We start from the raw sequence: 12,455 nt of genomic DNA, 5'->3' as shown, positions 1-12,455 counted from the left end.
TGGAAACGCAAAATGGATAATAGCTTACTTTCTTTAAGCCACGAGCAACAACAGCAAGCCGTGGAGCAAATTCAACAGCTTATGCAGCAGGGCGTGAGCAGTGGCGAAGCAATTGCCATTGTCGCCCAAGCTTTGCGAGAACAGCATCAAATGAAAACGGAGAAAATGGAATGAAGAAAATCATCGCGTTATTTTTAAGTGTGATCTCAGCTTTCTCATTTGCACAAGAAGTCGTGATTATTCCGATTGTTGCCGAACAACAAATGGCCAATTTACCTAAAGATTATCCACCTATATTAAAATTGGCAGTAGTTGACATTAGCGATGGCACATTGAATGAAATTCAAGATAAAAAATATTCAATAAAAAATAGCGGGCATAATTTATGTTGGATCGTATTCAATATGCCATTTTCACCCAGTAATCAAATAACTGAAGTATTTTCTTCCCCTAAAAAAGCAAATTTTTCTGATCCAAATGGTTCAAGAAAGGTCTCAAAAAATGGAAAAAACCATACGATTTCAATTGATTTACCGAGCCAGAATGATCAATTTATTCAAAGATGTTGGAAATTTGATCAAAAAGATCCAGTTGGTAAATATACTCTTTCGATAAAAGTTAACGGTATTAATTTCCCCGCACAGACATTTGAGGTGATTAAATAAACATAAAGGCGTTAAAACGCCTTTATATTTTATTAGGATTTCGCATAATACTTTTTAATAAGTAACATATTTTGCTGAAGATAATGTTGACTTGTTAAATAATCAATATGTGCTAATTTTGTTTGAGTTAGGTATTGGTAATAATCAATCAGCGAGCTATCTTGTGTTAGTCTGATAAAATCAGCCACTTGTTGGGTAAGCTGATATTTTTCAATATCGGTTAATTCAGGCTGACAAGCGGTCAGTTTAGTCATTTCTTTTGCCATTTTTTCTGTGTTACCAACCAAGTATCCACGCTGTGCCTTACTTAAACTACTTAACCACATTCCGTCTGCTTTTGGCATTGCCAATAACAGATCAAATAAATCCGCTAAGTTTCCCTGCTTTAATTCAAATTCCACTTCGCAAATAGCTTCTTCGCCTTGTAAATTTTTAATTAAACCTTGATCCAATGCAATTTCAATTTCCGATTGTTGAAAACGAATCAGCCATTGTGTGCGAGTAAAATCCGTACTAAAGGTTGGTAATAGTTGCTTGTCTAAAATAGAATTATCTTCTAATTGCAAATTATAATGAGAAACTAGCCGCTTGAAATCCAGTTGATGAGTGTCTAATGCTAAATTATATTCAGGGCGAATATGCAGCCCACCAACGATATCGCCTTTCATTTTCAACGTGATTTCGTATTTATTATTTTTTGTTCTTACTCGTAATCCCATTTTGTTTTTAGCAAAATAGAGATCATTTGAATCATAATAAGTGTTACCTAAATGAGTTATCTCAGAATGTAAAATCGTTTGTTGATTAAAGTAGTCTGTTAATAATGTAATATTTTCAGGTAATAACATTATTTTTAATTCAATTTCGTTTTCCATTATCTATTTTTCTCACTATTCAAGCCTAATAAAAAAGCCTATCGAGTAGATAGGCTATGTGTTATATTTTAGAAAGAATTGTTTATTAGGTCAAACTCACTATGTTCACACAAATCCAAAACCAATTACATAAATTTGTACAACGTGGATTAGATAACCATCTTCGCCTTGCGGTAACAGGGCTGAGCCGTAGCGGGAAAACCGCGTTTATTACCAGCTTTGTGGATCAGCTTCTACATATTAATCAACAAGATAACTCGCATTTATCGCTTTTTTTACCTGCTCGTAATGGGCAAATTTTATCAGTGAAAAGAGTGGAGCAGCATGATTTGACCATTCCCCGCTTTGAATACGACAAAAACCGCCAAGGTTTTGAAGCAGAGCCACCCGTTTGGTCGCCATCGACAACGGGGATCAGCGAAATTCGCTTGGCCATCCGCTATCAACGCCGTAATAGCCTGTTACGTCATTTAAAAGAAACCGCAACACTTTACCTTGATATTTTTGATTATCCGGGGGAATGGTTATTAGATTTGCCGCTACTTTCTCAGTCGTTTAAAGCATGGTCGCAAGCACAGCAAGTCGTACACAAAGGCAAGCGGGCAGAATTGGCGGAACATTGGCAAACGCAGGTAAAGCAGCTCGATCTCACTGCCAAAGCGGACGAAAACCAGCTTGCCAAACTCAGCGAAGATTACACCGCTTACTTGCTCGAATGCAAAACTGAAGGAATGCAATATATCCAACCGGGGCGATTTGTGTTACCAAACCACGATCGAGGGGCACCCGTATATCAATTTTTCCCGCTACTTGATTTAGCGGAAAGTGACTGGGAACAGCTTGAAAAAGGCCCAAGTCACAGTATTTTTCACACCTTGAAAAAACGCTATCAGCACTACCAACAAAAAATCGTTAAGCCATTCTATGAAGATTATTTTTCGCAGTTCGATCGCCAAGTGATTTTGGCGGACTGTCTCACACCACTTAATCACAGCCAACAAGCTTTTATTGAAATGAAAATTGGCTTGCAACAACTTTTTAAACACTTTCACTATGGCAACCGATCGCTATTTCGCCGCTTGTTTTCATCGAATATCGACAAATTACTTTTTGTTGCTACAAAAGCCGATCATATCACGAGCGATCAGGTGCCGAATTTAGAGAGTCTGATGAAACAACTCGTGCAAGAAGGTGGACGGCATGCAGAATTTGACGGGATTCAAACGGATTACAAAGCGATCGCCTCGGTACGAGCAACTGATTCTGTTATTGCGACTCAAAATGGCCAATCTTTCAAGGCAATTCAAGGCATACGCTCTAGCGATAAAAAACGAGTAACTCTTTATCCTGGCAGTGTGCCAAGCCGTTTACCTGATGCGAATTATTGGCAATACAACCGCTTTGATTTCGACCAGTTTGAACCGAAACGGATCGATTTCGATCAACCGATCCCACATTTACGAATGGATGCAGTTCTGCAGTTTTTGTTGGCGGATATGTTAGATTAGTCGAAAGCGGTGCTTTTTAGACAGTTTTTTGCAAAATATCCTGTGGATCTGACCGCTTGTCCGTTCAAACTTTCCGTGATTTCAGGTACAATTCGACCATTTTTGAGTAACAAATTCACATTATGAGCAAAAAACCGAAAGTAGCGAGCAATACGATTGCGTTAAATAAACGGGCTCGCCACGACTATTTTATTGAAGATGAAATTGAGGCTGGGCTTGAGCTGCAAGGCTGGGAAGTAAAAGCCTTGCGTGCGGGCAAAGCGAACATTGGCGATAGCTATGTGATTTTCCGCAACGGAGAAGCCTATCTGTTTGGGGCGATGATTACCCCGCTGAATGTGGCATCCACCCATATTGTGACCGACCCAACTCGTACGCGTAAGTTATTGTTAAATAAGCGAGAGTTGGATTCCTTATTTGGTAAAGTAAACCGAGATGGCTTTACGGTAGTAGCGTTATCCCTCTACTGGAAAAATGCATGGGCTAAAGTCAAAATCGGTTTAGCGAAAGGGAAAAAACTGCACGATAAACGTGAAGACATCAAAGATCGCGAATGGCAAGTCGCAAAACAACGCATAATGAAACATACAAATCGCTAACAAGCGGTCTGATGTTATAAAAATTTTGCAAATTTAAAATAGAAAGGATAGTTGAAATGATCGATCAAAACCTATTACGAACAAACTTGGCGGAAGTGGCTGAGATTTTAAGAACCAAACGTAAATTTGAATTGGACGTTGCCCGTGTGGCAGCATTGGAAGAGCAGCGTAAAGCGTTGCAAGTCAAAACCGAAACGTTGCAAGCAGAACGCAACACTCGCTCGAAAAATATCGGGGCAGCAAAAGCTCGAGGTGAAGATATTTCTGCATTATTAGCGGAAGTAGATTCAATGGGCAATGCGTTGGATTTAGCCAAAGCCGAGTTAGACAAAGTGCAAAATGAAATGCGTGAGCTATTGCTTTCTGTGCCAAATTTGCCTGCAGATGAAGTGCCAGTGGGTAAAGATGACAGCGAAAATGTGGAAGTTTCTCGCTGGGGTACACCACGCCAGTTTGATTTTGAGGTGAAAGATCACGTGACTTTAGGCGAAAATCTAGCGGGCTTAGATTTCCCTGCGGGCGTGAAATTAACTGGCAGTCGCTTTGTCGTGATGAAAGACAAAATCGCTCGCTTGCATCGTGCGTTATCGCAATTTATGTTGGATTTACATACCGAACAGCACGGCTATATGGAAACGTATGTACCGTATTTGGTGAATCACGACACGCTTTTTGGTACAGGTCAGCTGCCAAAATTTGGGGAAGATCTATTCCATACTCAACCGCTAGAGGGACAAGATCCAAATGCTGTACAAAAACCATATGCATTGATCCCAACAGCGGAAGTGCCTGTCACTAATTTAGTACGTGATGAAATTTTAGACGAAGAAAGTCTACCGTTGAAATTCACAGCTCACACCCCTTGCTTCCGTTCAGAAGCGGGTTCTTACGGGCGTGATACCCGTGGTTTAATTCGTATGCATCAGTTTGATAAAGTCGAAATGGTGCAAGTCGTTGCGCCTGAAAAATCAATGGAGGCGTTGGAGGAACTCACAGGCCATGCAGAAAAAGTGTTGCAATTACTTGGCTTGCCATACCGCAAAATGTTGCTCTGTTCTGGCGATATGGGCTTTGGTTCAGCGAAAACCTACGATTTAGAAGTGTGGCTACCTGCCCAAAACACTTACCGTGAAATTTCCTCTTGTTCAAATATGTGGGATTTCCAAGCTCGCCGTATGGCTGCCCGCTGCAAAGCCAAAGGCGACAAGAAAACTCGTCTCGTTCATACTTTAAACGGCTCAGGCTTGGCGGTTGGTCGTACTCTCGTTGCCGTGCTTGAAAACTACCAAAATGCCGACGGTTCAATCACGGTGCCAGAAGTGTTAAAGCCGTATATGGCCGGGTTAGACGTTATTAAATAATGGATACTCTCTGAATGAGAAAGATAAAGGGAAGGTGACAAGCGGTCACTTTCCCTTAATTTTTTGTGAATTGCGGTAAGCGATTTATTTTCGGCTAATCGCCCCTAAAATCCCACGCATAATTTGCTTGGTGACCTGGTTACGCAAGTTTCTACCAACGGATTGTGCTACGCTACCCACCAACTGTTCAGCAACGGATTGCTGGCTTTTCTTTTTAGTGCCAAAAATACTGCCAAGCATACCACCTAGGAAACTATCTTCTTCCGCTTTTGCATTTTGTTCGGCTTGTTGTACCGCTTGAGTTTGCGCATTTAACGTTTCAAATGCCGACTCATTATCCACAAACTGGCTGTAATGCAAATAGAGATCATCTTGTTTTACAAAATCTAAACGTTCCTGTGCCGAAATCGGTTTGAGCTGGCTTTTTGGCGGGTAGATATAAGCGATTTCTACTGGCGTTGGCATTCCTTTTTCGTCCAGCACCGACACTAATGCTTCACCCACGCCAAGTTGAGTGATCGCTTCCACCACATTGACTTTAGGATTTGCTCGGAACGTTTCCGCCGCCGCTTTCACCGCTTTTTGATCTTTTGGTGTAAAGGCACGCAGTGCGTGTTGCACCCGATTGCCTAACTGACCAAGTACGCTTTCAGGGAGATCAAGCGGATTTTGTGTGACAAAATAAACCCCCACACCTTTAGAACGGATCAAACGCACGACTTGTTCGATTTTATCCACCAACACTTTGGGGGCACCATCAAACATCAAGTGAGCTTCATCGAAGAACAGCACAAATTTTGGTTTATCAGGATCGCCCACTTCTGGCAATTGCTCAAATAATTCTGCCATAAACCAAAGTAAAAATGCCCCATACATTCGTGGTGAGTTAATTAGTCTTTCGGAATTTAAGACATTGATCACGCCACGTCCGTCTCGAGTTTGCATCCAGTCGTGTAAATCTAAAGCAGGCTCTCCAAATAAATGCGTTGCACCTTCGTTTTCGAGTGCCAGCAATGCACGTTGAATTGCCCCAACACTGGCAGCGGAGACATTGCCATATTCTATTTGAAATTGTTTCGCATTTTCCGCCACAAATTTCAGCATTGCCCGTAAATCTTTTAAGTCGATGAGCAATAAACCTTTATCATCAGCAACACGGAAAACTAAATTGAGTAAGCCTTCTTGGGTATCGTTCAAATTGAGCAAACGGGCGAGTAGCATCGGCCCCATTTCAGAAATGGTTGTGCGTAATGGAATGCCTGTTTCACCGAATACGTCCCAAAATGAGACGGGAAAACCTGCTAAATAGCTTTCGCCGCCGAGTTGGAACTGCTCGATACGTTCAGCAATTTTGCCTTGAAAACTCCCCGCTTGGACCAAGCCAGAGAGATCGCCTTTGACATCGACCAAAAACACAGGCACGCCATCTTGGCTAAATGCTTCGGCAAGTTTACGTAATGTGACTGTTTTCCCTGTACCCGTTGCTCCAGCAATCAAGCCGTGACGGTTTGCCATTCGGGAAACGAGTGAAAGTGGAATGCCTTCTTTTGATTGTGCGATAGTATATTGCATCTATTTCTCCTTACCGCAAGCGGTCAGATTAGGTTTAAATTTTGCGATTCTTGCGAATATTTTTGTTTTGATGATGACCGACATGAAAACCTCGCTCCCAATTCATGGCAAACTGTTGTGGCAGCTTTGAAAACTGACAAAAATGCATTCGCTGTTGTAGCATTTGATGTTTTTCGTGGGCGAAAGATTTGCCTACCCGATAACCGTCTAAATACCAATCATCAAGATCGTGACATTGGATCGTATTAAGACGTTTAGTCTTTGCTTGTGCCGTTGGTCTTAGCGTTGGATGTGGTATGTTTTCAGCTTGGTTTGATATGGCGTAGAGATTATTTGAACGACAACCTGAAAGTACCGTGAGCATACTTGCGACAACGATTGCTGTGGTAATAAATTTCATTATTTCCTTATAGAGTGAGACGAAAAAGAAGCGGTAAATGACAAGGGGAATCTTACCGCTTGTCTTGCTATTTAACGACTACGCTTACGAGAATTGTATGGCGAACGCAATTTATTGCTGTTATGACTGCGAGCCGGTTTGGGTAATGGCAATAACGCCTCACTGTCATATTGGCTGACTGGAATTTGATGCCCGATATATTCTTCAATGGCAGGTAAATTCATAGCATAACGTTCGCAAGCAAAACTGATGGAGGAGCCGCTTTCGCCCGCACGGCCTGTGCGTCCAATGCGGTGGACATAGTCTTCACGATCATCAGGTAAATCGTAGTTAAACACATGAGTCACATCGGCAATATGCAAACCACGAGCAGCAACATCGGTGGCGACTAAAATATCCAAATCGCCTTGGGTGAAGCTGTCGAGCAACGCCAAGCGTTTTTTCTGTGGAATATCGCCCGTCAGCAAGCCGACACGATGCCCATCGGCACTCAAATAACTCCAAATTTCTTCGCATTTGTGCTTGGTATTGGCAAACACAATGCAACGGTCTGGCCATTCTTCTTCCATTAACGTCAGCAACAATGCCATTTTGTCTTCGTTAGACGGATAAAAAAGTTCTTCTTTAATGCGGTGTCCAGTGCGTTGTAGTGGCTCAATTTCCACATATTCCGCATTGTGCATATCTTCAAACGCCAACTCTCGTACACGATGAGAAAGAGTCGCAGAGAAGAGCATCGTCAGCCGTGCTTCGGGTTTCGGTGATTTCCGCATCAGATAACGAATATCTTTGATAAAGCCAAGATCGAACATCCGATCTGCTTCATCAAGGACGATCACCTGAATGTGGTCTAAATTGATCACCCCTTGTTTGACATAATCAATCACTCGTCCTGTCGTACCGACTAACACATCGACACCTTTTTCAATCGCTTGCAGCTGCTTGTCATAGCCATCGCCGCCGTAGGCAAGGGCGAGTTTAAATTCGGTATGATCTAAGAAAATGGAGGCATCAGACGCGATTTGCACCGCCAGTTCACGAGTGGGGGCAAGAATTAAGGCTCGAGGCTGATGAGATTTCGTTGGAATCGGGTTTTTATAAAGATGGTGGAACATCGCCACCAAAAATGCGAGAGTTTTGCCTGTTCCCGTTTGGGCTTGTCCTGCAATGTCTTGTCCTGCTAGGGTGAAAGGCAGTGTTTTGGCTTGAATGGGAGTGCAAAATTCAAACCCTTTGCTATCTAGTGCCGCTAATACTTGGTCGCACAGGGGGAAATCAATAAAACGTTGTTCAGTAAGATGTTTCGACATCGTTAGCTCCTTTAACAAGCGGTCAGATTTTGATGTTTTTTTGCAAAATGTTCAGAGAATCTGACCGCTTGTAAGTCGATCTTTTTAGGATAAAAACAGCGGAAAGATACCATAAAAGGCGGTTTTTGAGTAGAATCCTTTTTGCATTTCAATCATAACGTTATTCATTGGAGCCGCTATGTCAGCAAACACCCTCAATCTTAAAGATCGCCATTTTTTACGTTTAATGGATTTCAGTCCCGAGGAAATTCAGTATCTACTTGATTTATCAGCGAAATTAAAAGCGGATAAAAAAGCAAAAACGGAAAAACAGACGATGAAAGGCAAAAATATTGCCTTAATTTTTGAAAAGAGTTCAACTCGCACCCGTTGTGCTTTTGAAGTGGCGGCATTTGACCAAGGAGCGAATGTCAGCTATATCGGGCCAAGCGGTTCGCAAATTGGGCATAAAGAAAGTATGAAAGACACCGCTCGTGTGCTTGGGCGAATGTATGACGGCATTCAATATCGTGGCTTTGGTCAAGAGTTAGTTGAAATTTTGGCGGATTATTCAGGCGTGCCAGTGTGGAACGGTTTAACGGATGAATTTCACCCAACGCAAATTTTGGCGGATTTCTTAACGATGATCGAACATAGCGACAAGCCTCTGAACCAAATCAAACTCGCATATTTGGGTGATGCTCGCAATAACATGGGCAATTCTTTCGTGGAAGGGGCAGCGTTAATGGGCCTCGATCTGCGTTTGGTGGCCCCAAAACCATTCTTCCCAGAGCAAACATTGTTAGAGGAAGTTGCTGAAACCGCTGCGAAGAGCGGGGCGAAAATCACTTGCACCGAAAACGTTGCCGAAGGCGTGAAAGACGTTGATTTCGTCTATACGGACGTGTGGGTCTCAATGGGCGAGCCAGAAAGTGCGTGGGAAGCTCGTATCAATTTGATGAAACCGTATCAAGTCAATGCCGAATTGATGAAGCTGACGGGCAATCCAAACGTGAAGTTTTTACACTGTTTGCCAGCGTTCCACGACGATCAAACCACTGTTGGCAAAGACATCGCCGCCAAATATGGAATGAACGGATTAGAAGTCACCGATGAGGTGTTTGAAAGCGACGCTTCCATCGTGTTTGACGAAGCGGAAAATCGTATGCATACGATCAAAGCGGTGATGGTCGCGACCTTAGGTGAATAGTTTTTCATAAGTTTGCTGAAACGGAGAACATTATGACAGAAAAACAATGGGCCACAATAGTTGCAGTTAGCATGACACTGATTACAACAGTGATTGTGATTGCCTCGAATTATTTAGTATGGCCACCCGAGATGGCGATCGAAGAGCGTCTGCGGTATACCTTTGAAAATTCACTTGGCGTATTGATTCCGTTTGTCTTGTCTTGGCTGCCTTATCTCTTTGTGCGAAGTGCTGCCGTGATTGGTGGCGTACTCGCCTCCTTCGGTTTAATGATAACCCTGTGGTTGATCGATGATACTGGTGGCTGGCTATTAATCATCTATCTCTTTTGGGCGATGGGAGCCTTTTTCGCCGCCCTTTATCCTGCTGTTGCAAAGCCGGCCTTTTTTGTGAAAAGTGCAAAACGTGCTTTTATGTTGAGCGTAGTGTTTACCTTGGTTGTCGGATTTATCATCGGTTTACTTGTTAGCCGTCTTTTCTAAGCGAGAACCAGCGACAAGCGGTCAGTTCCGATCCAAAATTTGCAAAATTTTAGGTGGAACTGACCGCTTGCTGTTCACTTTAAATTTTTGTTAAAAAATGCTATCGTGCTTCCACAAAAATGCGTAGAATGACACGGTTTTTCACTTACGCAAACGATTACTTAACGATTTAATAGGAGTACCCCAATGTTAAGACGTGATATGAATATCGCAGATTACGATCCCGTATTATGGCAAGCGATCCAAGACGAAAATCGACGCCAAGAAGAGCATATTGAATTAATTGCTTCAGAAAACTATGCAAGCCCTCGTGTGATGGAGGCCCAAGGTTCACAATTTACCAACAAATATGCGGAAGGCTACCCTGGTAAACGTTACTACGGTGGTTGTGAATATGCTGATATCGTTGAGCAATTAGCGATTGATCGTGCCAAAGAATTATTCGGTGCAGATTATGTAAACGTGCAACCACACTCAGGCTCACAAGCCAATGCCGCTGTTTATGGTGCATTATTACAACCACACGACACCATTTTGGGGATGAGTCTCGCTCATGGTGGACACTTAACCCATGGTGCAAGCGTGAGCTTTTCAGGCAAAATTTACAATGCCGTACAGTACGGCATTACGGATGAAGGCGTGTTAGATTATGAAGATATCCGCCAAAAAGCATTAGAGTGCAAACCAAAAATGATCGTAGGGGGCTTTTCTGCGTATTCTCAAGTAGTCGATTGGGCGAAAATGCGTGAAATCGCCGACGAAGTAGGGGCTTATTTATTTGTGGATATGGCACACGTTGCGGGATTAATCGCGGCAGGTGTTTACCCAAGCCCACTGCCACACGCTCACGTTGTGACCACAACGACTCACAAAACCTTAGGCGGTCCACGTGGTGGTTTAATTCTTTCTAGTGCGAAAGATGAAGAACTCTACAAAAAACTACAAAGCTCGGTGTTCCCTGCTAATCAAGGTGGTCCATTAGTGCATGTGATCGCAGCGAAAGCAGTCTGCTTCAAAGAAGCCCTTGAGCCAGAGTACAAAGAATACCAAAAACAAGTGATCAAAAATGCCAAAGCAATGGTTGACGTGTTTAAACAACGTGGCTATAACGTGGTGTCAAATGGCACAGAAAACCACTTGTTCTTAGTCGATTTAGTCAGCCACGGCTTAACCGGTAAAGCAGCAGACGCTGCCCTTGGCAAAGCGAACATCACGGTAAACAAAAACGCGGTGCCAAACGATCCACAAAAACCGTTCATCACCTCAGGTATTCGTGTCGGTACGCCTTCTGTGACGCGTCGTGGCTTTAAAGAAGCAGAAGTCGCAGAACTCGCAGGCTGGATGTGTGATGTATTAGACAGCGTAGGTAAAGAGAACGAAGCAGAAGTGATTGCAGCAACTAAAGCGAAAGTGCTAGACATCTGCAAACGCTTACCGGTTTATCCATAATTAAATCATGTTAAACTCTAATGGTCCCCTTTGAAAAAAGGGGACTTTCTTTTATAGGAATACATCATGGCAGACGTTATCGCCAGCTATTTTTTGATTATCAATATTGTCAGTGCTTATTTGATGTATGCAGATAAACAGCGAGCAATCCAAAAAACGTGGCGAATTCCTGAATCGAACTTGCTCTTTATCTGCTTAGTGGGCGGTTTTTTGGGGACTTATGGTGCAATGAAATGGACTCGCCACAAAACGAAGAATTGGAAATTTCACACTGCAGTGATTGTGGCTACCTTGATTTGGTTGATGTTCTTACCATTATTCGTTTTTTGGCTATATTCTCGGTAGGAGACAAGCGGTCAGTTTCTCGCAGCGTTTTGCAAATCAGTCTAAATGGGCCCGATTATTCAATTCTAGCAACTTCGCTTTGCCATGTTCCACTTCCACAATGTTGATTGAGGTGTTGGACACAAAACGGTGTTTTTCAGGATTGCGGAAATCATACCATTCCACGCCATTGAGAATAGCGGTAAGTAAAGTGAGGGTTAAACCGTGAGCAACGATTAAAACTTGTCCGTCTTGTTGGTGGCGGTTGGCAATTTCCCAAAAGGCATGATGGACCCGATGATACAATTGTTCGACAGTTTCTCCTTGGCTTTCAATGGCTTGATAATCTCTAGGCCGGTTTGCAAGTAGCTGATATTCAGGATGACTTTGGAGTTCGGCAATCGCTTTACCTTCCCAAAGACCAAAATTCAACTCATTTAGCCCTTGATGATGAAAATGGGGAATCTCTCGACCATGGATAATGTAATTTGCGGTATCCTGAGCACGTTTTAATTCGCTTGAATAACAAGCGGAAAACGCGACGTTGTATAAAGCCTCGCCGGTACGTTTAGCCGCAGAAATACCTTGTTCAGTGAGTGGTGAATCTCCCCAGCCTTGTAGTAAACCTTTTTCATTCCATTCTGTGCGACCATGTCGAATTAAATAAAGCTGTAATGCCATTTTGCTTTCCTATATGATGTGAACGACAATATAGTGAGAG

Annotated in this window: 14 protein-coding genes; 9 read left to right on the top strand and 5 right to left on the bottom strand. The window is 42.8% G+C overall.

From position 1 onward, the window contains the following. Positions 1 to 12 precede the first annotated feature (12 nt). Positions 13 to 174 carry a YoaH family protein gene (locus A4G17_RS09105; protein WP_123955901.1) on the top strand — a complete coding sequence of 54 codons (162 nt, stop codon included), beginning with the start codon at positions 13 to 15 and terminating at the stop codon, positions 172 to 174. Beyond that, on the top strand, positions 171 to 665 hold the full coding sequence (locus tag A4G17_RS09100; RefSeq protein WP_123955902.1) for a pseudouridine synthase: 495 nt from the start codon (positions 171 to 173) through the stop codon (positions 663 to 665). Before A4G17_RS09105 ends, A4G17_RS09100 begins: the two co-directional genes overlap by 4 nt. 32 nt (positions 666 to 697) lie before the next feature. On the opposite strand, the gene A4G17_RS09095 is transcribed toward A4G17_RS09100, so the two are convergent. After that, a complete protein-coding gene (locus tag A4G17_RS09095; protein ID WP_123955903.1) occupies positions 698 to 1,540 on the bottom strand; it encodes a CYTH domain-containing protein in 843 nt (280 codons plus the stop codon). Between the two features lie 101 nt (positions 1,541 to 1,641). On the opposite strand from A4G17_RS09095, the gene A4G17_RS09090 reads away from it, so the two are divergent. The 3 genes from A4G17_RS09090 (at position 1,642) to serS (ending at position 5,008) form a co-directional block, all read left to right on the top strand. Next, the gene (locus A4G17_RS09090) at positions 1,642 to 3,048 is read left to right on the top strand and encodes a YcjX family GTP-binding protein (protein WP_123955904.1); all 1,407 of its coding nucleotides are present in this window, start codon (positions 1,642 to 1,644) and stop codon (positions 3,046 to 3,048) included. 119 nt (positions 3,049 to 3,167) lie between these two features. Then, complete coding sequence (gene smpB / locus A4G17_RS09085; RefSeq protein ID WP_236941048.1) at positions 3,168 to 3,647, top strand: SsrA-binding protein SmpB; 480 nt, start codon at positions 3,168 to 3,170, stop codon at positions 3,645 to 3,647. A 56-nt stretch (positions 3,648 to 3,703) separates the two neighbouring features. After that, positions 3,704 to 5,008: a serine--tRNA ligase gene (gene serS / locus A4G17_RS09080; protein ID WP_123955906.1), complete on the top strand. Its 1,305-nt coding sequence runs from the start codon at positions 3,704 to 3,706 to the stop codon at positions 5,006 to 5,008. A gap of 84 nt (positions 5,009 to 5,092) precedes the next feature. Here serS and A4G17_RS09075 read toward each other — a convergent pair whose 3' ends face one another. The 3 genes from A4G17_RS09075 to rhlB form a co-directional block, all read right to left on the bottom strand. Further along, the gene (locus A4G17_RS09075) at positions 5,093 to 6,580 is read right to left on the bottom strand and encodes a helicase HerA-like C-terminal domain-containing protein (protein WP_123955907.1); all 1,488 of its coding nucleotides are present in this window, start codon (positions 6,578 to 6,580) and stop codon (positions 5,093 to 5,095) included. A 34-nt stretch (positions 6,581 to 6,614) separates the two neighbouring features. Then, a complete protein-coding gene (locus A4G17_RS09070; RefSeq protein WP_123955908.1) occupies positions 6,615 to 6,980 on the bottom strand; it encodes a hypothetical protein in 366 nt (121 codons plus the stop codon). Between the two features lie 71 nt (positions 6,981 to 7,051). Further along, positions 7,052 to 8,290 (bottom strand): ATP-dependent RNA helicase RhlB, encoded by a 1,239-nt coding sequence (rhlB, locus tag A4G17_RS09065; protein ID WP_123955909.1) that lies wholly within the window; start codon positions 8,288 to 8,290, stop codon positions 7,052 to 7,054. Between the two features lie 178 nt (positions 8,291 to 8,468). On the opposite strand from rhlB, the gene argF reads away from it, so the two are divergent. The 4 genes from argF to A4G17_RS09045 all read left to right on the top strand — a co-directional run bounded on the left by argF (position 8,469) and on the right by A4G17_RS09045 (position 11,755). Beyond that, positions 8,469 to 9,479 (top strand): ornithine carbamoyltransferase, encoded by a 1,011-nt coding sequence (gene argF / locus A4G17_RS09060; protein WP_123955910.1) that lies wholly within the window; start codon positions 8,469 to 8,471, stop codon positions 9,477 to 9,479. A gap of 32 nt (positions 9,480 to 9,511) precedes the next feature. After that, entirely contained in the window at positions 9,512 to 9,961 is a 450-nt protein-coding gene (locus A4G17_RS09055) for a hypothetical protein (protein ID WP_123955911.1), read from the top strand. Positions 9,962 to 10,147: 186 nt separating this feature from the next. Beyond that, on the top strand, positions 10,148 to 11,410 hold the full coding sequence (gene glyA, locus A4G17_RS09050) for a serine hydroxymethyltransferase (protein WP_123955912.1): 1,263 nt from the start codon (positions 10,148 to 10,150) through the stop codon (positions 11,408 to 11,410). 66 nt (positions 11,411 to 11,476) lie between these two features. Beyond that, positions 11,477 to 11,755, top strand: coding sequence for a DUF1294 domain-containing protein (locus A4G17_RS09045; RefSeq protein ID WP_123955913.1), 279 nt, complete (start codon positions 11,477 to 11,479; stop codon positions 11,753 to 11,755). Positions 11,756 to 11,791: 36 nt separating this feature from the next. On the opposite strand, the gene A4G17_RS09040 is transcribed toward A4G17_RS09045, so the two are convergent. Then, entirely contained in the window at positions 11,792 to 12,415 is a 624-nt protein-coding gene (locus tag A4G17_RS09040; protein ID WP_123955914.1) for a histidine phosphatase family protein, read from the bottom strand. Between the last annotated feature and the right edge of the window lie 40 nt (positions 12,416 to 12,455).

It is taken from the genome of Frederiksenia canicola, assembly GCF_011455495.1.
Lineage (GTDB): Bacteria > Pseudomonadota > Gammaproteobacteria > Enterobacterales > Pasteurellaceae > Frederiksenia > Frederiksenia canicola.
The sequence above is the reverse complement of the archived record's forward strand: the minus strand, read 5'-3'. Positions and strand labels throughout refer to the sequence as shown.